This is a genomic window from Terrimonas alba, assembly GCF_042434975.1.
Lineage (GTDB): Bacteria > Bacteroidota > Bacteroidia > Chitinophagales > Chitinophagaceae > Terrimonas_B > Terrimonas_B alba.
On record NZ_JBHMQM010000007.1, the window covers coordinates 115,050 to 141,121 of the forward strand.

The 26,072-nt window shown below is 41.6% G+C and carries 17 protein-coding genes and 1 tRNA gene; 5 read left to right on the forward strand and 13 right to left on the reverse strand.

Annotated elements, in window-relative coordinates; translation table 11 throughout:
- Nucleotides 1-73: 73 nt before the first annotated feature.
- Together ACFEL9_RS19825 and ACFEL9_RS19830 are read right to left on the reverse strand one after the other, a co-directional pair.
- Complete coding sequence (locus ACFEL9_RS19825; protein ID WP_385893868.1) at nt 74-1,339, reverse strand: adenylosuccinate synthase; 1,266 nt, start codon at nt 1,337-1,339, stop codon at nt 74-76.
- Nucleotides 1,340-1,499: 160 nt separating this feature from the next.
- Nucleotides 1,500-3,752, reverse strand: a complete 2,253-nt coding sequence (locus tag ACFEL9_RS19830; RefSeq protein ID WP_385893870.1) for a RelA/SpoT family protein — start codon at nt 3,750-3,752, stop codon at nt 1,500-1,502.
- Nucleotides 3,753-3,987: 235 nt separating this feature from the next.
- On the opposite strand from ACFEL9_RS19830, the gene ACFEL9_RS19835 reads away from it, so the two are divergent.
- Together ACFEL9_RS19835 and tig are read left to right on the forward strand one after the other, a co-directional pair.
- Nucleotides 3,988-4,069: transfer RNA gene (locus ACFEL9_RS19835), tRNA-Leu, on the forward strand.
- Between the two features lie 126 nt (nt 4,070-4,195).
- On the forward strand, nt 4,196-5,593 hold the full coding sequence (tig, locus tag ACFEL9_RS19840) for a trigger factor (RefSeq protein WP_385893872.1): 1,398 nt from the start codon (nt 4,196-4,198) through the stop codon (nt 5,591-5,593).
- Between the two features lie 78 nt (nt 5,594-5,671).
- Here tig and ACFEL9_RS19845 read toward each other — a convergent pair whose 3' ends face one another.
- The 5 genes from ACFEL9_RS19845 to ACFEL9_RS19865 all read right to left on the reverse strand — a co-directional run bounded on the left by ACFEL9_RS19845 (nt 5,672) and on the right by ACFEL9_RS19865 (nt 11,793).
- A complete protein-coding gene (locus ACFEL9_RS19845) occupies nt 5,672-7,393 on the reverse strand; it encodes a vWA domain-containing protein (RefSeq protein WP_385893874.1) in 1,722 nt (573 codons plus the stop codon).
- Between the two features lie 180 nt (nt 7,394-7,573).
- On the reverse strand, nt 7,574-8,107 hold the full coding sequence (gene hpt, locus ACFEL9_RS19850; protein WP_385893876.1) for a hypoxanthine phosphoribosyltransferase: 534 nt from the start codon (nt 8,105-8,107) through the stop codon (nt 7,574-7,576).
- A gap of 121 nt (nt 8,108-8,228) precedes the next feature.
- The gene (locus ACFEL9_RS19855) at nt 8,229-9,245 is read right to left on the reverse strand and encodes a glucosaminidase domain-containing protein (protein ID WP_385893877.1); all 1,017 of its coding nucleotides are present in this window, start codon (nt 9,243-9,245) and stop codon (nt 8,229-8,231) included.
- Between the two features lie 49 nt (nt 9,246-9,294).
- Nucleotides 9,295-9,933: an O-methyltransferase gene (locus tag ACFEL9_RS19860; protein ID WP_385893879.1), complete on the reverse strand. Its 639-nt coding sequence runs from the start codon at nt 9,931-9,933 to the stop codon at nt 9,295-9,297.
- A 393-nt stretch (nt 9,934-10,326) separates the two neighbouring features.
- A complete protein-coding gene (locus ACFEL9_RS19865) occupies nt 10,327-11,793 on the reverse strand; it encodes a sodium:solute symporter (protein WP_385893881.1) in 1,467 nt (488 codons plus the stop codon).
- A gap of 89 nt (nt 11,794-11,882) precedes the next feature.
- Here ACFEL9_RS19865 and ACFEL9_RS19870 point away from each other — a divergent pair, with 89 nt between their 5' ends.
- A complete protein-coding gene (locus tag ACFEL9_RS19870; protein WP_385893883.1) occupies nt 11,883-12,419 on the forward strand; it encodes an LOG family protein in 537 nt (178 codons plus the stop codon).
- On the opposite strand, the gene ACFEL9_RS19875 is transcribed toward ACFEL9_RS19870, so the two are convergent.
- The 5 genes from ACFEL9_RS19875 to recG all read right to left on the reverse strand — a co-directional run bounded on the left by ACFEL9_RS19875 (nt 12,410) and on the right by recG (nt 22,004).
- The gene (locus ACFEL9_RS19875) at nt 12,410-13,033 is read right to left on the reverse strand and encodes a hypothetical protein (protein WP_385893885.1); all 624 of its coding nucleotides are present in this window, start codon (nt 13,031-13,033) and stop codon (nt 12,410-12,412) included. The two genes, ACFEL9_RS19870 and ACFEL9_RS19875, sit on opposite strands and share 10 nt — an antisense overlap.
- Nucleotides 13,034-13,347: 314 nt before the next feature.
- On the reverse strand, nt 13,348-14,766 hold the full coding sequence (locus ACFEL9_RS19880) for an FAD-binding oxidoreductase (RefSeq protein WP_385893887.1): 1,419 nt from the start codon (nt 14,764-14,766) through the stop codon (nt 13,348-13,350).
- Nucleotides 14,767-14,916: 150 nt separating this feature from the next.
- Nucleotides 14,917-15,978, reverse strand: coding sequence for a PorP/SprF family type IX secretion system membrane protein (locus tag ACFEL9_RS19885; RefSeq protein ID WP_385893889.1), 1,062 nt, complete (start codon nt 15,976-15,978; stop codon nt 14,917-14,919).
- 94 nt (nt 15,979-16,072) lie between these two features.
- Nucleotides 16,073-19,741, reverse strand: coding sequence for a DUF7948 domain-containing protein (locus ACFEL9_RS19890; protein ID WP_385893890.1), 3,669 nt, complete (start codon nt 19,739-19,741; stop codon nt 16,073-16,075).
- A 160-nt stretch (nt 19,742-19,901) separates the two neighbouring features.
- Entirely contained in the window at nt 19,902-22,004 is a 2,103-nt protein-coding gene (gene recG, locus ACFEL9_RS19895; RefSeq protein ID WP_385893892.1) for an ATP-dependent DNA helicase RecG, read from the reverse strand.
- Nucleotides 22,005-22,280: 276 nt separating this feature from the next.
- Here recG and ACFEL9_RS19900 point away from each other — a divergent pair, with 276 nt between their 5' ends.
- Nucleotides 22,281-23,411: a glycosyltransferase family 4 protein gene (locus tag ACFEL9_RS19900; protein WP_385893894.1), complete on the forward strand. Its 1,131-nt coding sequence runs from the start codon at nt 22,281-22,283 to the stop codon at nt 23,409-23,411.
- Between the two features lie 103 nt (nt 23,412-23,514).
- On the opposite strand, the gene ACFEL9_RS19905 is transcribed toward ACFEL9_RS19900, so the two are convergent.
- A complete protein-coding gene (locus ACFEL9_RS19905) occupies nt 23,515-24,426 on the reverse strand; it encodes an AraC family transcriptional regulator (protein ID WP_385893895.1) in 912 nt (303 codons plus the stop codon).
- Between the two features lie 116 nt (nt 24,427-24,542).
- On the opposite strand from ACFEL9_RS19905, the gene ACFEL9_RS19910 reads away from it, so the two are divergent.
- Nucleotides 24,543-25,985 carry a sialate O-acetylesterase gene (locus tag ACFEL9_RS19910; RefSeq protein WP_385893897.1) on the forward strand — a complete coding sequence of 481 codons (1,443 nt, stop codon included), beginning with the start codon at nt 24,543-24,545 and terminating at the stop codon, nt 25,983-25,985.
- Nucleotides 25,986-26,072 lie beyond the last annotated feature (87 nt).

A 26,072-nucleotide genomic window follows, 5' to 3' on the forward strand; every position in this document is an offset into this window, starting at 1 on the left:
TAGGGTTATAAGTGTAAAATTTCAGCGAACTTTTTAATTGACCAAATTTTTTTTATAAAAAATTCTGCGCCTATTAATCTACAAAAATAATCTGGTCCCGGCCAGGTCCGTTGGATATATATCGCACATCCACACCTAAATATTCATTGATAAAACTTATATATGACTTCATGGTTGCCGGCAGCTCTTCCAGTTTTTTTGCTGTGCTGCTGGGAATATCCCAACCTGGAAATTTCTTATACACCGGCTCTAAAGCTACTTTATCAAGGCGAAAAGGAATTTCCGTCGTTTCCTTCCCATTGATATTATAGCTCGTACAAACATTCAGTTCTTTAAACTCATCCAGCACGTCTGCTTTTGTCATCACAATTTTTGTAACGCCATTGATCATGCAGGCAAAACGAAGAGCCACCAAATCGATCCAGCCGCAGCGACGGGGACGACCTGTCGTTGCTCCAAATTCATTTCCCGCTTTTCTCAGTTCTTCACCCAATTCATTATCCAACTCTGTTGGAAAAGGACCGCCCCCCACCCGGGTACAATAAGCTTTAGTTATCCCAATCACTTCACCGATTTTTTGCGGCGCTATGCCTAGCCCATTGCAGACACCGGCAGAAATAGTATTAGAAGAAGTAACAAAAGGGAATGTTCCAAAATCAATATCCAGCATGCTGCCCTGGGCTCCTTCAGCCAGTACTTTTTTACCGGCTTTCAATTGTTCATTGATAAAGTATTCACCATTTACAATATTGAGTTCTTTCAGAAATTCTAACGCTTCAAAAAACTCTTCTTCCCACGCCGCAATATCTTCATCAAATGCATAGTTATCCAACAACCGTTGGTGCTTTAACCTCAGTTTTATGTAAGCTGTTGTAAAATTTTTATCCAGTATGTCACCGACACGCAGGCCATTTCTTCCTGTTTTATCCATATAGGTTGGCCCTATTCCCTTCAATGTCGAGCCAATTTTTTGATTGCCCTTAGATGATTCAGAAGCTTTGTCCAATGCTCTATGTGTTGGCAAAATCAGGTGCGCTCTTTCAGAAATAAAAAGCGTCTTGCGCAGATCAACGCCAAAACCAGCCACAGTTTCGCATTCTCTTTTCAGCGTTATCGGATCCAGCACTACACCATTACCAATCAGGTTCAGTTTGTCACTATGAAACACACCAGAGGGTATTTGGTGCAGGACAACTTTTTTATCCCCTATATACAAAGTATGACCGGCGTTGGGACCTCCCTGGAACCTTGCTATAACATCATAATCTTTAGCGAAATAATCAACGATCTTTCCTTTTCCTTCATCGCCCCATTGGAGGCCTAGTATTACATCTACCATAATTGGGTTTGGTTATATTTTTTTATCTGGACCTTTTGGCCGGCGCAAAAATACGCTGTCGACAAAAAGCCACCGAAAAAAATCCCATGGCTTTGATAATATTTATACCCAATTGGAAATTACTTACTAACGTTAAAAATGACAGAGGCCTCTAAACAAATCAACCATGTGGTATATCCTCGGTATCATATCGCTCTACGGACTCAATACCCGGTAAGTTTTTCAGGCTTTGGACCAAAGTCTCCAATTCCTCCCGGTCATGAACATATAATTTGATGTTTCCTTTGAACAAGCCTTCTTTTGCTTCAATCGTCAATGCCGCAATATTAATACGCAAATCACCGGAAATAAGGCTGGTAATCTTATTTACAACTCCAACATCATCCAATCCGACAATTTTTAAGCCCGTAAGGAATGATATCTCTTTATTTTTAGCCCATTTTGTCTTGACTACCCGGTGACCGTAATTAGCGAGCAATTTGGCGGCATTGGGACAATTGGTCCGATGAATAGTTAAGCCTTTACCTGTTGTAATAAACCCAAACACATCATCCCCGGGTATTGGCTTACAACAATTAGCCAGGTTATAAACAATCTTATCACTGCTTTCACCAAAAATGATGAGTTCAGCGTCTTTCTTTGAGCCTGTTTGTTGAAACGGGCTTATCTCCTGTTTGAATTCCTGTATTGTCTTAACAGGTCGTGGAGCTTCTATTTTGTCGCCTACGACTTTAAAATCCTTGATCTCTTTTAAGTCGATATTTTTGATAGCGACCTGGTAAAACAAGTCCAAATGCGATTGCAGCTTATAAAAATGAACCAACTCGTCAATATTGTGCTGATTTACCACTGCGCCTACTCCTTCCAGTTTTCTCTGAACAGCATATTTTCCCTCGTCAGCAATTTTCTTTTTCTCTTCTTTTAATGCATCCTTAATCCGCCCTCTTGCCTTAGCGGTTACAACAAAACTCAACCAGTCTTCCGATGGTTTTTGTTTATTACTGGTGATAATTTCTATCTGATCCCCGCTTCGTAGCTTATGACTGATCGGGACCAATTTATGATTCACCTTGGCGCCAATAGTCTTTACACCAATGGCGCTATGTATGGAAAATGCAAAGTCAAGCGCTGTTGAGTTGACCGGCAACATTTTTACATCGCCTTTTGGCGTATATACATATATCTCCTCGGCAAGAAAGCTGGTCTTGAAATCCTGGAGAAAGTCGATGCTATCTGTTTCCTGGTTGGTGATCACTTCCCGAATCTGCTGGAACCATTTATCGAAGCGGCTTTCATCAGCTGCTCCTTCTTTATATTTCCAGTGGGCCGCAAGTCCCTTCTCGGCTATTTCATTCATTCTTTTAGTACGGATCTGTACTTCCACCCATTTACCCTGGGGGCCCATCACGGTTGTATGGAGCGCCTCGTACCCATTTGATTTCGGGTTGCTCAACCAGTCTCTCAGGCGTTCAGGGGACGGTGTATACTCATCCGTGATCATCGAATAAACTTTCCAGCAATCCTCTTTTTCACGTTCGGGTGGCGAATCTAAAATAACCCGGATGGCAAACAGGTCATACACTTCCTCAAAGTCCACTCCCTTTTTTTTCATTTTGTTGGAAATGGAATGTATACTTTTAGGACGGCCATATATTTCAAATTTGAAATGGCCTTTTTCCAATTTTTCCCTCAGTGGCCGGATAAACTCGTTGATATATTTGGATCGTTCTCTTTTGGTCTCGGCCAGTTTTTGAGCGATATCCTTGTATATCTCCGGCTCCATGTACTTCATGGCCAGATCTTCCATTTCGGTTTTAATCGTATAAAGGCCCATCCGGTGAGCCAAGGGCGCATATACATAAACTGTTTCAGAGGAAATCTTTAACTGCTTTTCCCGCTTCATGCTTTCAAGCGTCCGCATGTTGTGAAGCCGATCGGCGAGTTTTATAAGGATTACCCGCGGATCATCCGTCAGGGTCATCAGTATTTTTTTGAAATTCTCGGCTTGCTGCGAGCCGTTGATATCAATGACATTGGAGATCTTGGTCAAACCATCGACTATCCTGGCTATTTCCTGGCCAAACTCCCGTTCTACATCTTCCAGCGAAATATCTGTATCCTCCACCGTATCATGTAAAAGTGAGCAGATGGTGGAACGGACACCAAGACCTATTTCCTCAACGCAGATCTTGGCCACGGCCAACGGGTGGAGAATATAGGGTTCGCCGCTTTTCCTGCGCATTGTTTTATGTGCGTCTACCGACATTTCAAAGGCAGTACGAAGCAACTCCTTGTCCCCTGGCTTGATTTTAGCCTTCAGGGATCTCATCAGGGAACGGTATTCACGAAGAATCAATTTTCGCTCCTGCTCGTCATTCAAATTATATTTGGGCGTTTTTTCAACAGTTTCCATTACACTATAGCTTTCGAAACGAATTTACTGAATTACAGGCAGTAAGATAAATGGCTGCTACAGAAAATTATAAATCAACTCATAATAGTCTGACAATTCTGTACTTGATGAAAATAAATGCCCTACATTTGCAACCCGTTTTCAAGGTTCAAAAGGTTTCATAGGTTTAAGAGGTTAAATGGGTTAACAAACTTCTGGAACTTCTGGAACTTATTTTACCTGTTAAACATTCTTCGCGGGTGTGGTGAAATTGGTAGACATACCAGACTTAGGATCTGGCGCCGCAAGGCATGGGGGTTCGAGTCCCTCCACCCGCACTGAAAAGTTTAAGAGTTTAAAGTTCAAAAGTTTAAAAGGTCTGACCACAGCACTTTTTCCTTTCAGAATCGCTGAACGGGATGAACCTTAAACCCTTAAACTTTTAAACTTTTTAAACTTTCTATATGGCAACAGTTACAAAAGAAAATATCGGCTTGCTGCATGAAAAGCTGACCGTGAAGCTCGAAAAAACAGATTACCTGCCTTCTTTTGAAAAGGCACTAAAAGAATACAGCAAAAAAGCAAACATCCCGGGTTTTCGTAAAGGAATGGTGCCGGCCGGCCTCATCAAAAAAATGTACGGACCTTCCCTTTTTACTGATGAAGTACTCCGCTCTGTTGACCGTGAACTAATCGGCTATTTGCAAAATGATAAATTGAACATTTTTGCTCAGCCGCTGCCGTTGGAAACTGATATTCGTCAATTGGATGTAAACAATCCTGCTGATTATACTTTTCATTTTGAAATTGGGATGAAACCCGAATTTCAACTAGCCGATTTGGGCACTGCCAAAACAACAAGATATGTTGTTAAGGTAACCGATGAAATGATCGGCAATGAAATTGCCCGCCTTCAAAACCGCTATGGCAACATGAAGGACCAGGATACAATAGCAGTTGAAGACAACGTTCTGAATATTATTTTTACTGAAGTAGATGAAAATGGCAATGCCATTGAAAACGGTATTACAAAAGACAATTCCCTGTTGGTAAAATATTTTAAACCCGACTTTAGGGGCAACCTGATAGGAAAAGTTACCAATGACTTCATCATTGTACAATTAGACAATGCATTTGAGGAAAAAGAACTCGAGGCTATTTTGAGCGATTTGGGTCTTGATAAAAATGACCCGACAGCAGCGCAGAGACATTTCAAAATTCAGATCACCAAGATTGGTCTTTTAGAAAAAAAAGAATTGAACGAAGAGTTTTTCAACCAACTTTATCCCAGCCAGGATGTAAAAACTGAAGCAGATTTTCGCAACAAGATAAAGGAAGAAATACAGGCTTATTGGGATAACCAGGCTAAAAATCAAATTCACGACCAGGTATTTCATGAATTGACCGATCATACAACTATCCCGTTTCCCGAAGGATTTTTGAAAAAATGGGTAAAGACACAGGGTGATCCTTCAGCCGAAGAACAAAGTGGCAAATCAGATGAACAAGTAGAAAAGGAGTTCCCAACTTTTCTGAACCAGTTGAAATGGACATTGATCACTGATAAAATAGTACAGGAAAATGGCATCCAGGTAGATCCCGAAGATATCCGTGCATTTGCCAAACAACAATTATTTGGTTACATGGGCGGCATGGGAACAGACGCACAGGATCAACCCTGGGTAAATGACTATGTAGAAAAAATGATGAAGGACCGCAAATATGTTGAAGATGCTTACAACCGCATCCAGACACAAAAGATATTTGAATGGGCCGAAACAAAAGTAAATCCAACGGATAAAGAGATCAGTGCTGAAGATTTCACCAAGATGGTTGAAGAACATCAACACCATCACCATTAATAGAACTTTGTCGAAATAAAACGAAAGGTTGACATGATATCTGTCAACCTTTTTTATTTTCTGCTATGACCCAATAAATTAGTCCGAGTCACTTTTGTTTTTTTTCTTTTTGGTCTTTGAATACAGGGCCTTTGCCTGCGTCACCAGGGAAACAAATTCTTTTTGCAGCAATTCATTGGGATTGGCAGACGCTGTGGCTAACAGAAGCACATCATTCCACGTAACATTTTTCGTAAATGATGATGAACGAAGTAAAGACCCGAACATTGCCACGGCTGCCGAAAAACGGTAGCTCCTGTCTAATTCGGAAAAGTCCATGAAATCATATGGACAGTTATAGGTAAAAACTTTATTGGCTGTGTCGTTTGGCAATTTGTAGTGCAGTTTGACCTGGGCGAATTTTTCAATGGCCACCGTATCCGCATCATTGGACTCAATTTCAAAAATCCCCATCATTGAGTAGCCAGAGCCAATTTCACCGCCTTCTACTACCGCAGATGTATCATTCAACGCCCCTACCTTGTTGTCAAAACCCAATAGCCTGTATTGTTTAACATAATTGGGGTTGAACTCAATATTCATATAAGCGTCATCTGCTACTGAATATAGTGTCTGAGTAAACTCTTTCATCAATACTTTTTCAGCTTCCGCGAAGTTATCCAGGTAAGAAAAATTGCCATTCCCCTTTCGGGACAGTGTTTGAATTTTGGAATCCTTATAATTCCCCATACCAACACCGAGACAAGTAAGATAAATGCCCGATTCCCTGTTGCGGGATATTAATTCATCCAGCTCCTCTTCTGTTTTTAGGCCAACATTGAAATCGCCATCAGTGGCTAATATCACCCTATTATTTCCTCCGACAATAAAATGTCTTTTGGCAAGGCTGTAAGCTAGGCTGATACCTGATTCACCAGGCGTAGCGCCACCGGGGGTTAACTCATTAATCACTTGCAAAATTTTTTCCTTTTCGGCACCACAGGTAGTGTTCAACATAATGCCGGTGATACCACCATACACTACTATTGCAACCGAATCTTTAGCCCTGAGATTATTCACTACTAACCTGAAAGCAGATTTTAATAACGGTAGCCTGTTGGTCATATCCATCGAACCGGAAACATCTATCAGGAAAACAAGCTGAGTGGGCGGAAGATTATCCAGGTTTAACTTCCTGGCGGAAAGGTCGATATAAAATAAACGGTTAGCCGGGTTCCATGGACAGGAGGTCAATTGAGTTTTGATATGAAATAAATCATTTCTCTTAGGTGCAGTATAATTCAGGTTAAAATAATTCAACATTTCTTCAATGCGCACCGCATCCGGGGGGACAAACGAATTACCAGAAATAAATCGGCGGATGTTACTATAAGAGGCCCTGTCAATATTCAGCGATATACCTGTGCTGGGAAACCGGTTGGTGTTGACAAATTTGTTCTCTACAATGCTGGCATAAGTCTCATCTCCTGCAAACCATTTTCTCTGATCTTCTTTGGCCATGCCCTTTGTAAAAGATAAAAGCTTGTTTGTTCTTGCCGTAGTACGATTGGCAGGTGCTAACTTCAGTTGTACGGTGAGATAATTATCCGCATTCGCCACGACCTTCTCCGGCTTGTATCCATCCAATGAAAAATTAAACGTATCAATCTTTTGATTGACTCCTATACCAAACGATCCTACCGATCCGCTTTTATAGATATACCCCGTACGTAAATGTAAAATGGTAACATTTTGAAGATTGTTGCCAGACTCATCCTTTACTTCACCACGCAAATAGTATTGCTGGCTTTTACAAGGCAAGCTAATCAAAAGGCTTAGTAGTATATAGAAAGCGGCCTTCAAGGTAGATAGTACTTTACCGGTTTCTGGTTATCGGATACTGGTTTCCGGTTACAAGATACAAGATACAACTCATCAGAACAAGGTTCGTTAATGGCTTGCAAACCGGCAACGGGTTACCGGTAACTGGCAACCCAATTTTTACACCACCTGGTAAATTTCTTTTAGGTTACGCCCCAGTCCGTCATAATCGAGTCCATACCCTACCACAAACTTATTAGGAATATCAAACCCGATATAGTCCAATGTAAGCGGATACTCCGTTGCTTCTGACTTGTGCAACAAGGTAGCTATCTTTAAAGAACGGGGTTGCTGGTGTAACAAACGGGGAAGAAAATTATGCAGTGTCTTACCGGTATCAACGATATCCTCCACAATGATGACATCCTTATCATACAGATCCTCATCCAGGCCAATTGAGGTAACAATATTACCGCTTGACTTCATCCCCTTGTATGAAGCCAGCTTGATGAAACAAATCTCGGCATCGATCGTCAGGTGCTTGAACAGATCAGAAGCAAACATGAAGGACCCATTCAATATCGCAACACAAAAGGGTCGTTTACCAGCATAATCTTTATTTATTGCAGCAGCCATTTCTTTCACCTTTTGCAGGATTGTTTCTTCGGAGAGATAAGTAACAAACGACTTATCATGTACTTTGACGTCTGACATATTTATTGCGGGTTTCTGGTTCGAGGATTTACAAAACTGGAACAATATTATTACAGTTCATGCAGAACCTGCAGATAAATTTTAAACATCACTATAAACCAGATTGAAACTGGCGGGGAAGCTAGATCTCATTTTTGGCCAGCCTGGGCATTGCCGGCGCCTTTTTACGCAAATACAGTTGCTCGCCTACAGCAGGCTGCATATGGCTTTTCAGATGGTTATATTCTAATAAGGACTCCATGCGGATAGCTTCTTCACGGGCAATATCCTGGATGGTTTCGCCTTCAGCTACAATGTGAAATTCATTATTTCCTGTTTTCCTTTTACGCTGAAGATAAATTAGCTGATCATTTTGTATGGTCTCAGACTCATCCAAATCATTAAACTCAAATATTTTGGACAATGAAATATTGTAGCGGTCAGCAATGGCTAAAACAGGCGTTCCGGCGAGGGCATAAATAACTTTTGTCTCGTTAATTTTAAATTCTCCGCTTGGATAATCGATAGCTTGTTTCATCCTTCTCACCGGTCGGGTAACAGCAGAAGCAGTTGTAACTCCATCACCGTGTTTTTCTCCGCCGTCCGATTGTGCGATCATATCTTCTTTGGGAGACATTTTACCCATTGCAATCAGGGTGTAATCCTGCAATTGATATGTCTCAATCAACTTTATAATAATTTGGGGATACCTGGGATTGGTGGCATAGCCTGCTTTTTTCAGTCCATATGCCCAGCCCTCATAGTCCAGCGGGTCCAATGCAAATAAAGAGGCATAACGGCTGCTTCCTCTCAAAAAATCCGAATGATCCCGGTAAGATTGAGCAGGATCATCATATTTACGAAAACATTCATGGGGCGCATCATCCGTATGCTTTACCGATTCTCCGGTCCAGTTTGACTTACATTTTATTCCAAAATGATTATTGGATCGGCGGACCAAATCACTGGTACCGGCTGTTGTCTCGTGTATTCCCTGTGCCAACTTAATGGCGGCAGGTACTCCCGTTCTTTGCATTTCTGCAATGGCCGTTTCACGATAGGTATTTATGTAGTTGCGGATAATGTCAGGGTTCTGGGCATTGCTGACCAGGCAAGCCATAAGAAAGACAAAAGAGAAGAGAAATCGAATGTTTTGCATGAGATAAGAAGAAAGTTTATTAATTAAAAGTTAACATTAAAAATAATATCTATAATTTCCGAATAAGGTATAAACCGTCCCTCAACGTAATGATCATCTTGTCTATATCTGTTCTTTCCGCGATAAACACATTAAATTCTTTTATGGCTTTGGCACTTTTGCCTTTTACTTCCTTTTCAATTACTTCACCATGAAAGAAAATATTATCTGCTAAGATAAAACCGTTTTGCCGCACCTGTGGCAAAACAATCTTAAAATATTCCTTATATGAAATCTTATCAGCGTCAATAAATACTAAATCCCAGGTTTCACTCATAAAAGGAACAATATCTAACGCATTTCCGGTGTGTAAAATTATCTTGTCAGCAAAAAGGGAGCGATCGAAAAAAGCCTTAGCTGTAGCCGCATCCGGCTCTCTTAGCTCAATGGTATGTAATTGCCCGTCTTCAACGAGGCCTTTGGCGAGACAAAGAGCACTATAACCCGTAAAAGTGCCTATCTCTAAAATTCGCCTGGGCCTGATCATGCGGCTGATCATTTCCAGCAGTTTTCCCTGCAAGTGGCCGCTTAGCATATGATGCTCCCGGTGATTGGCAGCCGTGTATTCATTTATTTCTCTTAGTAAATCATCTTCGGCGGTTGAATACTTTTCTGCGTATGCCTGAATGTCCGGATGTATAATATCCAAGGTAATTTTTTTGGTAAAGGTAAAATTCCTCGTTTAAAACAATTTGCCTGCTTCTCTACCATATAAAAGAATAGGGCTGACAGTATTTATCAGCCCTATCCAATCAATGCGCCGTCACCGGCTATTTCGGATCTTTCAAAACAAAATATCTTTTTTGAAGAGTATGCACTCCAATCATAATAATACATGCCAAAAGTATCAGCGTAACAATTGACCTAATCGAATCTATGTTCGCAATTTCATTGATCAAATAAACCCACATAAACACAACCCAGCAAGATTCTAATCCTTACAAAAGAATTGTTATTAAGAATATTTTTTCTTGTCAAAAATTGAACAAGAAAAAAACACGAAGGCGATCATTATTGGCAAATAGAATTAAATTCCCATAATCTAAAGTTTTTCTAAAGAGACTATTTTCGCCTCTTTGGAGACTGCCAGCAAACCTATAAATGTCAATGAACCATTAATGATTAACAATTCGAGCCCCAGCTCGAAAGATCCAAAGATTTGCTTTTGAAATTTATCCAATATAAAACAGATAAGAGGCGATGCCACACAAATCAGGGGTACCCATTTATCAGCCACCTGTCTTTTAGTAATGATTCCAAAAGTAAACAGACCCAGCAACGGACCATAGGTATAAGCAGCTACTTTTAATATAACTCCTATCATGCTTGGATTATTTACCTTGTAAAACACCAACACAAAAAGCAGGAAAATAAAAGCCACTGTCAGGTGCACCCGTTGCCTGATCGATTTCTTTTGCTTATCAGTCCAGTCTTTCCTTCGTTGCATTCCCAATATATCGATACAAAAAGAAGAGGTGAGTGCCGTGATGGCTCCATCAGCACTAGGGAATAGTGCAGAAATAAGTGCAATAATAAATATAACTGAAACAACGGGCGGCATGTGACGCAGCGCCAACTCAGGAAACAGTGCATCACCAGTGGCCGTCATATTTTGCTGACTTCCGTACAAATAAAGCAAACCACCGAGAAACAGGAATAATAAAATGACCCCCACCATTATTCCTGATAAGGTGAGAATGTTTTTCTGCGAGTCTTTTAGTGTTTTAACAGAAATAGTTTTCTGCATCATTTCCTGGTCCATACCCGTCATGGTAATGGTAATAAAAGCCCCCGCTAGTATTTGCTTTAAGAAAAACAGCTTACTATGCGGATCGGTAAAAAATATTTTTGAATATCCTTGTTCACCCAAGGCAGAAACAGCGGAACCAAAACCCATATCCATCGCCTGTAAAATATAAATCACACAAACAATCAGCCCGATAAGCATGAAACTGGTCTGTAATGTATCGGTAAACACAATAGTCTTTACGCCGCCCTCGTACGTATAGATCAGGATCATGATCAATATGATGAGGGTAGTAAGCCAAAACGGCACGCCAAAGCTTGAAAGAATAGCATCCTGCAAAATTTTTACCACTAAATACAAACGTGCTGTGGCGCCCAAGGTGCGGGACAATATAAAAAATGAAGCTCCTGTTTTATAAGAATAAAAACCCAACCGCTCACTGAGATAATTATAAATAGAGGTAAGATTAAGTTTGTAGTACAAGGGCAACAACACGTAAGCGATAGCAACGTAACCGATCACATAACCGATTACAATTTGGAAATAAGCAAATGACTCCCTGCCTACCCCTCCGGGCACACTTACAAATGTGACACCTGAAAGCGAAGTGCCAATCATTCCAAAGGCTACCAGCATCCAGTTACTATTCCGGTTGCCAATAAAAAAAGATTCATTATTTGAATTACGGGAGGTGTACCAGGCGACGACGAGCAATAAAATAAAATATCCGATAACAAATGAAAACAACAAGCCTGCCGACATAATAATGTTTTAGTTAAATATTGTTTTTGCAATTACAGGGTTTTGAAGATAGCCAAATTTATATTCCCTTTGTGCAAATTAACAGGATTATGGGCATTCGTTCACTTGCGGTTTTCTGCGGTTCAAAAATTGGAAAGAATCCTCTCTTTTCGCAACATACTATTGAGCTCGGAAAATTAATGGCGGCTCAGAGCATCACACTGGTATATGGTGGTGGCAATGTAGGCATCATGGGATTGATAGCCGACGAAGTGATGAATAACGGGGGAAAAGTAATCGGCGTCATTCCACAGGTATTGGTGGAATGGGAAAGGCAACACACTTCTATCACCGAATTATTCGTGGTAGACAATATGCATGCAAGAAAAAAGAAAATGTATGATCTCTGCGATGCCGCCGTTATTCTGCCCGGAGGCTTTGGCACACTGGATGAGCTTTTTGAAATGGTAACCTGGAATCAATTATCCATTCATGACAAGCTTATTTTCATTGTAAACTCCGATGGCTTCTACAATCATTTAATAGCTCACATCAAACAAATGCAGGAAGAAAGTTTTTTATACGAAGAAGCACAAAAAAGAATAATTGTAATTGATGCCCCTTCCGATCTTCTGGATCATTTGTAGTCCTCTCTATTTCTACCCTGAAATAAAGGCACCTGAACCCCAGCTCTGACTATAGGTATCGTTCTACCAAAGGCATCAGTATACGGAGAGTATGCTGCTTTTGCTATATCAAACAAAACTGCGACGTAAAAAAAAGGCTGTCCGTTATCCGCATAACGATTCGTTGTGTACCCTGCACCAACTAAAAAACTATTCGCTTCGTGTTTTTCTACCGTCGAACCTGTCCCATTTGAAGGAATATATTTCTGCCTTAAAAAATTATGTTCGACTTGAGCCTGTGCAAATAAAAATCGAACCGGATATAGTCTGATAAAAGAGCCTCCGCCATAAACAGATTGGCGAAGTTTATCATCAGAACCATAATAAGAAACATCCCGATAAGAAGTGTAATTATAATTTACCACAAGTCCTAAATCCACCCAGTTAGTAAGACTGTATCCAAATACCGGACTGCCGCCTACTAAAAAAGTATTGTTATAAAATGCTAAAGAAACACTACCTCCGGTAAATAAATTTTCTTTTTTAAACCCTTTTTCATCTGCTTCATCATCCTGTGCCCAGGCTGATAGCACACTAAAACAAAGACAGAAAAGAAAAAAGCCAATCTTTTTCATCTGTTTATTTTTTATTTTTATTTATGGTCAGATGGATCCGATAGCTATCGGATTCTGCATAAAAAATTTTCATCGCTTGGACATAAATTGCTCGTCCGCCAGCTGGCGGATTATGCTTCATTTCATACGCTTATTTGTTATTGCTTTTACCGCCCAATACTTTTCAGACCTCAATAAATTTTATGAACCTGTTTATTGATCAACGAAAGACCAGTTGGTTTAGTTTGCATGGATTTCTATTTGTAAAATCTTTAGCATATCCAAACAACATGTTAACAGCGATTCAAACGGGAATAGAATGCCCGAAAAAGTCTTTACGCATCAAATATTTTACCAGCGTTTAAGATATTATTCGGGTCAAATACTTTCTTTATCCCCTGCATCAACTTCAACTGTGTATCATTAAATACAATATCCATGTATTGTTTTTGAATGAGGCCTATACCATGTTCTCCGCTGATCGTTCCACCCAGATTTTTCACGAGTTCAAATAATGCCCGCAGGCTTTTTGTCATCTCAGCATCGCCATAGCTATTCGGTGTTCCTTCCTTACGAATCCGGATATGCAGGTTACCGTCTCCGGCGTGCCCATAACAAACAGCATGAAACCCATGTTCAACACCTAAGGCTTTCACAGCTTTAACCAATGCAGGCAATTCAGCCCTTGGAACCACGGCATCTTCTTCAATAGTATAGCCGGCTATCTTTACCGCTTCAGCCGTGCGCCTTCTGAGTTTCCATAACTCGGCTTTTTGCTGGGCATCATCTGCAAAAAACACCTCACCACCTTCATATTGCACCATCAGTTCGGCTATCTGCTCCATCTCACTCATCAACACATCCATATTATTACCATCTACTTCAATGATCAAATGAGCGGCGATGTCATCGGTAACAGGAACAGCATAACTGTCTACCATTTTACTAGTAATTTTCAATGCATCGATTTCCACCAACTCCAAAGCGCTTGGTGTAAACCCTGCACGGAAAATAGCACTGACTGCTTCGCTTGCTTTTTCCAAAGAAGCAAAAGGGACCAGCATCAGCAGGTCATATTTCGGTAGCGGAATTAATTTTAAAACGATCTTCGTTACAATACCCAATGTTCCTTCACTACCGACTACCAACTGCGTAAGATTGTAACCGGTAGAATCTTTCAACACGTTAGCACCGGTCCACATTATTTCACCGGAAGGCAATACGATTTCCAGGTTCAATACATAATCTTTCACCACACCATATTTCACGGCTTTAGGTCCGCCACTGTTTTCAGCGATATTTCCACCGATAAAACAGGAGCCCCGACTGCTCGGATCAGGAGGATAAAACAAACCCTTTTCTTTTACCGCATCCTGCAGCGTTTCGGTAATAACCCCGGGTTCTGTTGTCACCTGCAAATTCCTTTCATCAATATGCAGAATGGCATTCATTCTCTCCGTTGACAATAACACACCACCCAAATGAGGTAAGGCTCCGCCACTTAAGCCAGTGCCGGCGCCACGGGGCGTAACAGGGATTTTATCCCGGTTACAGATCTTCATAATTGCACTTATTTCCTCCGTAGTACGTGGCTTGATCACCACTTCGGGCAGGTAACTAAGTTCTTCGGTTTCGTCGTGAGAATAATGCCGGAGAGATTCTTCATCTACAAAAACAGCTGATTCACCGGAGATTTTCTTAAAAAGTTCGATATGTTCTGAAGTAAGAGTCGCCTTCACTGCAGGTTCGCTCATTGTTAAATCCATGATGCTGTAAAAATCGGAAAAAAAGAACCACGATTAACAAGATTAATTGGGATTATTGGGAAACATAATTATTTGAAATGCCTTAGGAAAAAAACTTTCCACCAAATCCATTAAAATCCTCAAGATCATGGTTCTGTTCTAATACGTCTTAAATGACGGGCACATCGACTCTCTTCGATTGCCCTTGTAACGATCAAACACACCTTGTTTGATCAGGGAAAATTCGAAAGCTCCTCTCGTATTATTATAATTTTTAAGTGTTGATACCGTAGCATCGTAAGTAAACGTGAAATTAAAGTCTTTATATCCAAGCCCAACCATTGGAATGACAGCGTCGGTACTTCTATAGTAGAGACCGGCAATCAAAACATTTTGACCATCACCCGATAAATTGTAATGAGCATTGGCGCCTAAGAGCCATTCATATGATTTTGCCTGCAACGAGAAATAAGAATTCGGGTTTACGATCCATTGATCATTCAGCTTAAAACTTCCATTGATAAATGCGGTATGCCTTACGGGTATCCTGTTATCTATTCCCGGTTCCTGGTTGAAAAAGGATTCCCGCGGCCGATTGATATGCGCAGTAGAAAACCCTACATTGAAATAGGTATTATCATCCGGAAAGTAGGCGTAGTTCATCCCCGCCTGTATGTCCAGGTAATTAATATTATTAGTGGCCAGCGCTACACTGGTAGGAAGATGACCATCAAAAAAATGTCCATCGAACTGATCGGGGAACTTTAAATTGGTCACATTGATCTGCTTATTTGCCAGGCCTACATTGAAACCCAGGCTTAACAAGCTTCCCAGGTTCAGCATCTGGTGATAAGCAACGGAACCATATAATTTGGTTGATGTCAGATTGCCACTTCCCGCAACATCCCGCAATATCAGGCCTCCTACACCTAACCAACCATCATTGTTTTCATTTTGCAAAATTTGTACATCACCAAATGCACTCATAGTTTTATAGGGTATCGACATGATCGACGACCACTGGTTACGATAATTTATACCGAGGCGATAATCTCCTTCAGGCATAAACCCTGTATTGGCAGGATTTGTCGCCAGTGGAGAATTCATAAACTGAGAAAAATGAAGATCCTGTGAAAAGGTACAAGGAGCAAGACCTAATGCACAAGATACAAGGCACAGGGCTCTTGCTATAAGCGGTACTATTTTTTTAAAAGACTCCATAATTCTTTTCCTCCTTTTTCTCTTCTGAGTTTATCGAAGAATAACTCCTAGCTATCTTATCTCTTTTACCCTTTCTCTCTTTTACCTCTTAGCTCTATCTTATTAACGTTATATCGCCTTTCCGGGTTGTTTTTGTGCCGTCGAAAAACTCAACATCAAGCGTATAGGCATAAACATCCATGGGCTGTATGGCACCTTTTACCCGGCCATCCCATCCTTCCAGGCGATTATTTGTCTCAAATACTTTCTGTCCCCAACGGTTCCAGATGATGAACCGCATTTTTGCAATACCAAATCCTCTTACATGTACTTTACTATTGATGTCATTACTATTCGGCGTAAACGCATTGGGTACATCTAATGCAGGCACTACAATTGTGGTGACCGGCATACATAAGGTATCGGGACAACCAACCGAATTATAAGCAATCAAACAGGCATTAAAGGTCCCTGTGGAATTATATTGGTGTTCTATAGTCGCCCTGGAAGTAGTGAATAGCGTATCGCCGTCGCCAAACAACCATTTAAAACTAACAGCATTCGGGGAAGACAGGTTGGTAAACACGTTGGGCGTATTCTCTACCGGTACCGTCGGCGTGTAACTAAAATTAGCCGTGGGCTTATCGGACACTACAATGGTTTGTGAAAACTCGTCTGTTTTGTTACAGGTATTTGGATCATTTGCTACCATGCGAACGGTGTAGGTCCCCGGTGTTGCGTAAAAGTGTGAAGGATTGGCAAGTGTAGAGGTGTTGTCTGCGCCGGATGCCGGATCGCCAAAATCCCACTGAAAACTTTGTCCGCCAATCGATGTATTGGTGAACACCGCTGTAAAAGGAGCGCAAAGCGCCGGTGGTGTTTGAAAGCTTGCCTCCACATTAGCAGCAACACTTACTACCGTATCCAATACATCCGGGTTATTACAATAGGCCGAATCGTTCAGCATCAGTTTAACGTTGTACGAACCAACAGCAGGAAAAGTATGAACAATGCTATTTAAACCTGCTACTACCTGCGGACTGCCATCACCAAAATCCCAAATAAAAGATGAATCGGTAAAAGGTCTTATTGGTAAGGTCGTTGAAAGATTATTAAACTGGTAATCAAAAGCAGTGCAGGCGCCTGTTTTTCCAAAACTCAATTCGAGATTTGCCTTCAGGTCACCGACTTTAATATTCATATAAGTCGTATCACGGATATTGCAACTAGCGGGATCAATAGCAATAAGTCTGACACGATAGGTGCCTACGTTGACAAACGTGTGATTTTGTGTATAGCCTGCTGCCGCAGGCAACGGCCCTACATCAGGCGTACCATCGCCAAAATTCCAGATATATTCTTTTGCGTTTCTTACCAGGTCGGTAAAAGTTACATCAAGCGGAAAACATCCTGCGGTATCATTGGGCACACCACCAATAGCTGATTGCAGTTTTGCGCCAACACCGGCAAGATTAAAAGCAATCTTTATCATTCCAAGATTGCAATTGCTTTGAGCGCCGGGCTTTCCGGTTGACCATGCGCCAGGGGTAGTCGGAAAAATGGCGCCACCACTACAGTTTGCACAAACTCCCTGGTAAATCACACCATTCACATCAAAACGGCTGGTACCACCATCTACGTGATCCGCAAAGCCTCCATTCTGTCCAAAAAAGCTTCCGTAAAGCTGTTCGGTCGCATCCCTCTTTAAGACAAAAAAATAAAAGTCTTTACCGTCAGTTGATTTTTGAAGCGCATCAGCGGTAACCGGAAGACCAACTGTTCCTGCACTAGGATAAGATCTTGCCCAGTCATTATCGGCAAGGCTGCCCCATCCTGAAACATATACGTTTTCACAGCGGTCAACAAGGAAAGCTGTTGGTGAAATATTGGGCCTGGCCGATTGAGTGCCGAATGTGGTGGAATAAACAAAAGCTGAAAGATCGGGTTGCAGCTTACAGATAAATTGCTTGGAACTGCCATTATTATAAATCGCATTGATAATCGGCCAGGTTCCGTTGGTTTGCCCCATTACGTAAGGAAATCCATTTCTGTCAAATTGGATACCATATACCTGGTCTATTTTATCTGTGCCGATGTAGGTCGACCTGATAATATTATCACCGCCGTTTGTCACCTGCGCTACAAAGCCATCAATATCTCCTTTGGGACCAGTTCCGACCGTACCCGCTTTTGATCCCGGAAAATTTGAACTATGTGTCCCGCCGGCAACATAAATATCTCCTGTTGGTCCGAGTGCAAGTACATAAGCTGCATCATTACCATCACCGCCCAGGTAGCTGGAAAATAAATTAGTTGTAAGGGTAGAGTTGAATTTTAAAACAACTCCATCCTGGGTACCACCACCAAAGGTTTGCTGGAAGGCGCCTGCGGTGGTTGGAAATTTAGTAGCCGCATTATCACTTTTAGATTGGGTGCTTGAAGCAAGATAAATATTTCCGCCTGCGTCTAATATCACTTCGCTGCGCCCATCATCACCATAGTTTTGCTGCAGGTCGGATGAACCCCTGCGGCCGGGTGTAATATTTACCCCATCATTGGCACCACCACCAATCATGCGTGAGCCAATTAAACCTGTACCAGTCGCATTCAGTTTTGTAAGGATAATATCATATCCGCCACCCGATCCAACAGTTGGACCCGTGACGGGATAATTATCATCTGCAGATCCTCCCGACGAACTGGATCGCCCGGCTATGATTAAATTACCTTGCGGATCTACCACCAAGCTATGCGGTTGTTCATTTTTCGAACCACCGACATATGTTGCATACAGCCGGTTTCCACCATTAGATGATAATTTGATTATACCAATATCACAGGGCTCTAAGTCATCTCTCTCACCACCCTGGAACACGGTTTGAAAAGCACCGGTAGATACAGGCCATGTGTTACCGCCAAAGACAATACCGCCGCCGTAAAAACTTCCATCAGGACCATAAGTAGCAGTGAAGCCCCAATTGTTGGCAGTACTTCCGGCGAAAGAGCAAAATAATAATGTCGGGTCTATTACCAATGTGGCGGAAGGGTCACGTCCTTTCACCTCAAACTTTACCATTCCATCCTTCACAACATATTTGCAGTTTACATCAGACCGGTCTTTACCTTTTGACTGGTAAGTGTAGGGATATGACTCTTTCAAATCGCCAACCGAAGTACTTACAATTAATTCTTTATTTTTTACACTCAGTTTATCGGCGCCCTTATATCGCAATACGATTTTACTGATGTCAGCGCCCGGCTTTGCGATGATGTCGTATTTCAGATTGCCATTGTAAGTATAATAGCGCACATCAACGTTTGGATAAACTTCCTGCAAGGTGATGGCCTGGAAAATGCGGCATCCTGTCGCCCATTTAGAAGGGTCATTACCAATAAAGTAGTTATTATAAGTAGGGATAAATTTATCAGGCACCACCTTCATATTAGGAGAAGCTCCAACAAAATCAACATCGTAAGCATGAGAACGGATAATTATTTTATCAGTTTGTCTTGCCAAGGTTCCGGGCGGCCGGGTATTTGAATTATTGTGTCGCTCAGTTAATGCCTGGAAATTAGCGTAGTCTTCTTTATTATGCTGGAGGATGGTAAACCCTTTTTCCGTAACAAAAACAGCCCCTGCATAAACGTCGCCTTTAAATTTTATACGCTTATCCCACTGACCTTTGTTTTCAACAAATTCAATGTTACTATAATCCTGGGAAAACGCAGGAAAGGTGGAAGCAAATAGTGCCGTAAAAAATAGTAAAGACTTTAGGGACGTCATTCTGTTATTAAATTAGTTCAAATTTCTGGTAAAAGACATGAAAACTTATGTTAAGAATAAGACAGATCTCAAGTCTTTTAATTAATTCAATTGCAGGTTTTGGTAAAGGAAGTTCGAACCGGAGTTTTGGGTATGGATCAGTGGTAAATCACTCGTAACATTACGATATTTTACTCCAGGCCATCTTCCCTTTTTGTTGTTGCAGGAATTTTTTTAAGGGCAAATTCTCTGCCGAATTAAGATCAGGATCACTTTCGATGATGGCTGAAACCATTGACTTTGCCAATTCCAATAACGCCCGATCCTGCACAATATTGGCCAGCTTGAAATTTAGCATTCCACTTTGCCTGGTTCCTTCAATGTCACCCGGACCCCTTAGCTCCATATCTTTTTCGGCAATCTCGAAACCGTTGTTGGTAGCAGTTAGTATTTTAATTCGTTCACGGGCATCATTACCTAATTTGGATCCTGATAAAAGTATACAATAACTTTTTTCGGCGTCTCTTCCTACCCGGCCCCGCAACTGGTGAAGTTGTGATAAACCAAACTTCTCCGTGCTTTCAATAACCATCACACTGGCATTGGGTACATTCACACCAACTTCAATCACCGTTGTCGAAACCATGATCTGTGTATCACCTTCGACAAATCGCTTCATATTTACTTCCTTTTGTTCAGCCGGTTGACGACCGTGCACCATGCTGATCCAATATTTTGGTTCGGGGAAATAGCCTTTTACTATCTCATACCCTTTCATCAAATCTTCGTAATCCAGTTTCTCACTTTCTTCGATCAACGGGAAAATGATATAGACCTGCCGGCCTTTATCAATCTCGGCCCTTAAAAAATCCATTACCCGGCTACGTTGCGACTCGTAACGATGAACAGTCACGACGGGTTGCCTGCCCGGCGGCAATTCATCGATCACACTATAATCCAAATCGCCGTAGGCCGTCATAGCCAGGGTCCGCGGGATGGGCGTCGCCGTCATCACCAATACATGAGGCGGCACTTCGGCTTTTTCCCAAAGCCTGGCCCTTTGGGCCACACCAAATTTGTGTTGCTCGTCCACAATGACGATACCCAGTTTTTGAAACTGAACCACATCTTCAATTACGGCATGGGTGCCAATTAAGATTTGTAAAGAACCGTCAAGCAATTGATTTAGGATTTCTTTACGACTCTTTGTCCTGGTAGAACCAGTGAGTAAATCAACTGAAACAGGTAATTCTTTTAATAACTCTTTTATCGAGGCAAAATGCTGTTTAGCTAATATTTCTGTTGGCGCCATCAGGCAGGCCTGGAATCCATTGTCGATAGCGAGCAACATCGTTAACAATGCCACCATTGTTTTTCCGCTTCCGACATCTCCCTGCAATAACCGGTTCATCTGTTTGCCGGTAGCCGTATCCGCTCTTATTTCTTTTATCACTCTTTTTTGCGCCCCGGTCAACTCAAATGGTAAATACTTTTTGTAGAATGCATTAAACTGTTCACCCACCTTGTCAAAGACAACGCCCCGGGAAAACCGATGACGGGCGGATCGCAACAAATTCAGCCGCATCTGTGCCAGGAACAATTCTTCAAACTTTAATCGTTTAACCGCTTCACCGTATAAAGCCGGTGTAACTGGAAAATGTATTTGCCGGTAAGCTTCAATTCGCTTCAGAAGTTTAAGACTGGTTAATATGGAGTCGGGCAAATTTTCCGGCAAATCTCTTTCGTGCACCTGGGCCATCAGCACTTGTGTCAGCTTTCCTATTTGCCTTCCACCCAGTCCCCTGGCTCTCAATTTTTCAGTGGTTGGGTAAACAGGTTCAGCAAAACTTTTGCCTTCCTTTTTGTCAGGCGACCAGGGTTCTATTTCGGGATGGACGATCTGAACCGCATTTTGAAAAAAACTAACCCGACCGTAGACGAGGTAAGATTGACCCGGAACCAGACTTTTCTGAACCCAATTCACTCCCTGGAACCAAACCAGTTCCAGTGTTCCTGATTTATCACGGAGATAAGCCACCAATCTTTTGGCCCTTTTGTCGCCGACCAATTCAACATCTTGCAGGTTACCGGCTACCTGTATATATTCCGTTTGAGGTGTGATATCACTGATGAAATTGACCTTTGTTTTATCAACATGCCGAAAAGGGAAATGCTCCAGTAAATCCTGGAAGGTGAAAATTGAAAGCTCCTTTTTCAGTAACTCAGCCCGTTGAGGGCCAACACCTTTCAGGTATTCAATGGGGCTCGATAATATTGAAGACACCGACGAAATACGAAATATTTTTCAGGCAAAAATAGCCGAAAGAACTAATGCATGAGCAAGCAATGTCAGCTATAAACCCTACCGAAAATATGACGCAGTTTTCTGACTTTCAATTATTTTCTGATTGGCTACATCATTTCTTTTGGGAAGAATGAGTAATCACTTTAGCCTGCTATAGAAAAATTATCATTGATACACAATAAAAAACAAGTTGCGTTTTTTTAAAATGCAATTTATTTTTGCCGCAGAGAACCAATAAACCAGGAAACCAAATTAATGAGAAGCCAGATCTACCTGTTGCAGGCGTCCCTGCAACTGAACGATTTCAAATTCGCTCTTCTATGCCTTATCTCGGCGTTCGTAGTCACACTTTTGACCATTCCACCTATTATTCACCTGATCAATCGCTACAAACTTTACGATCTTCCCAACGATCGGAAAGAACATTTAGCTCCTGTTCCTACCATGGGCGGCATTGCTATTGTTGCGGGTATGGTGGCTGCACTTTTGTTATGGTTCCCATTTAAGCAAGATATCCGGCAAATCTGTTTTTTCTTCTCTATTGTTACCCTTTTTGGATTGGGCATTATGGATGACCTGAAAGACCTTTCTGCAAAATATAAGTTCATCATCCAAATAGGTCTGGCATCGCTGATTGCGATATCCGGAATCCGCATCAATTCCTTCGATGGCCTTTTTGGAATATATGAATTACCGCTTTCGGCTCAATATACATTTACTATCCTTGCCATCGTGGGCATTACCAATGCATTTAATTTAATTGATGGTATTGATGGCCTTGCCGGCGGACTTTCTTTTATGAGCCTTATTACGCTTGGTTTATTTCTAACCTTAAGTGGAGATACCAGTACAGCCTTGATTGCTTTTGCGTTGGCAGGTGGGATACTCGGCTTTTTATATTTCAATTTTAATCCCGCCCGGATTTTTATGGGCGATACCGGTTCTTTGGTGATTGGATTTGTGGTAGCCGTTCTTTGCATTCAATTGATGCGAATAAATATTTTGTCGCCACAACCTATGCTGTCACATGCCCCGATGTTTGTTCTCGGGCTTGTTTTGATACCCGTCTTTGATACCATACGGGTATTTGCTTCCCGCATCTGGAAAGGAAAATCTCCATTTGTAGCCGATAAAACGCATATCCATCACCTGCTAACCAACCAGGGTTTCAGCCATGTGTTTGCGATCAGAGTTATCTACTTTATTCATGCAGTGGTATTGATCGAAGCGTATTTATTACAGTCACTGCGCCCGGAATGGACACTGTTACTGGCTTTCACATTTATGAAAGCGGTGACCCTTGGTTTAAGGAAAATAAGAGCGGTCCTTCCGATTACGATTGGATCAGACAATTCACTCTTTGAAAAGAAAGCTGACCAGCTATAATTATAATTTGAGGAAAATCCTTTTTTTATACAACCAATAGCATAAAGATTTTTATAAAAACAATACAGTCATTGCTGTAAGTAATTGCTGGTAATGTTCAGGGTCATTGCCGGTTCATCGCCCGGTACTTTTTGGGCGACATACCGATAACAGTGCGGAACCGTTTGGAAAAATAATAGGGGTCGTCAAATCCCATACTGAAAGCAATGTCCTTAATAGAACGAATGGTAAAATCAAGGTGCTGGCAAGCCTTCTGCATCTTCATCTGCACAAAATAATCAATAGGAGCATAGCCGGTTTTTTGCTTGAACAAATTGGAGAACCGGGATACGGAATAATTGTATTGCCGGCTCAGGTCACTCAGTAAAATATTATCATTGATATGTTCCTGCATATAGAGTATGGCGCTGTCTACACAATCTGCCTGGTCAGTGGACGTCGTTTCATAATGGCGGGAATTGTAAATAAACAAGGTCAGAAACTGGGCCAGGCACATATTGGTAAAAAGTAAATTGTCGATACTATATCCCAACTCGAGTGTTTTATAGATCTTGGAAAACAAGGCGACGATATCGCCATTGTTTTTAATGTAAAATGGCTTGAAATGTTGCTGCACTACCTGCATTTTATTAAGCTCCGGCAATGAATCTCCGCCAAAATGTATCCAGTAAATGCTCCAGGGATAGTCCGGGCTGCTCCCATAAGCATGCTCCATGTTCTGTGGTAAAATAAAAAATTCATTGGGGCTTACCTCATATTTCTGATTGCCTACCTGGTACCAGCCATGTCCATCCACGCAATAAAATAGAAAATTTTCAGGCAATCCTTTTTTCCGGTAGGTATAATGATCTTTGGCTTTCGGATAATAGCCAATCGAACAAATATGAAGATGCTTTAATAGCAGGTTCGATTGTACCCTTGTTTTTAGAATGGTTTTAGGTATCTCAATTCGCTGCCGGCCCACACCATACCAAATGTTTTTATGCGAGCCTTCTTTATTCTCTTTCTCTTTCATTGCAAACAAACCGGGTTAAGCTGGTAAATTACTTAAGTTTTATGAACAAACGCATCCTGTCAACAGTATAGGACAGTTGAATTGTAAACAACATTTATTTTAGTTAAAAAATCACGATGATTGCTTTGAAACGCCACACCCCGGAAATTGTATTTTTTGTTTTGTTTCTATTATTGGCCAACTGTTTATTCGCCGCTATTACCCTGCCTTCTTTCTTTGGTGATAATATGGTACTGCAGCAAAAAACTGACGCATCTATCTGGGGCTGGGCCAGACCAGGTAGCCAGGTGACACTCAAACCCTCGTGGAGCAAAAAAAACTATTCAACAAGAGCGGGGGCCGATGGTAAGTGGAAAATAAAAATTTCAACACCATCAGCCGGCGGACCTTATCAATTGACCATCTCCGATGGCACTCCTGTCACTTTAAAAAATATTTTGATCGGTGAAGTTTGGTTTTGCAGCGGGCAATCCAATATGGAAATGCCGATGAAAGGATTCAGGGATCAACCTATTCTTGGTTCCAATGATGCGGTATTTCATTCTGCCAACAATCAACTACGCATCTACACAGTACCCCGTGCTGTCGAAAGATTGGTAAAAGACAGCACCAAAACATCTTTTTGGAAAGAAGCGGCTCCGGAAAACATCAGCAACTTTTCAGCGACCGCCTATTATTTTGGAAGACTGCTGCAAAAGCAATTGAAAGTTCCCGTGGCATTGATCCACGACAGCTATGGTGGATCACCTGCAGAAGCTTTTATGAGTGCGGAATCGTTAAAAGAATTTCCTGAGATTGCAATTCCTGCTGCAAATGGCACCGAAAAACTGACCAACAAAAATGCGACTGCTTTATACAACGGGATGATTCATCCCATCATGGGCTATACCATTAAAGGCTGTATCTGGTACCAGGGCGAAAGCAACCATGACCGGCCCGATCAATACGAAAAATTATTCCCGGCGATGATCGCCCTGTGGCGAAAAGAATGGGGACAGAATGAATTTCCTTTTTACTATGCGCAAATAGCTCCTTACAACTATTCGCAATTTCCTGCAGCTACACGTACTGAAAAATTAAACTCGGCTTACCTGAGGGATGCGCAGCGAAAGGCATTGAATAAAATACCTGCCAGCGGTATGGTAGTGTTAATGGATAATGGCGAGGAAACAAATATTCACCCGGCTAACAAAGAAATTGTAGGGAAACGTTTTGCTTATTTGGCTCTTGGCGACACCTATCAATTCAAAGGTTTTGCGTATCAAAGCCCGTCTTTTGACTCACTGCTTATCAATGGAAATACGGCGACTATTAAGTTCAGGAATGTACCCAATGGCCTCACCAGTTTTGGCAAGCCACTCACCCAATTTGAAATTGCCGGCTCCGATAAACGGTTTTATCCCACGACTGCTATTATTCGCAATGGAACTATTCAGGTATCCCATCCATTGGTGACAAGCCCGGTAGCAGTACGTTACGCCTTTAAAGATTTTATTGTGGGTGAGTTATTCAGTACCGAAGGTTTCCCGGTCTCAAGTTTCAGAACAGATGATTGGTAGCGCTAATTTTTTACCAGCTTCAGCTCCCTGGTCAACTTTTGTTACGCTCCTCCTGAGCGAAGTCTTAGGACAGGGTTCTGCTCACTA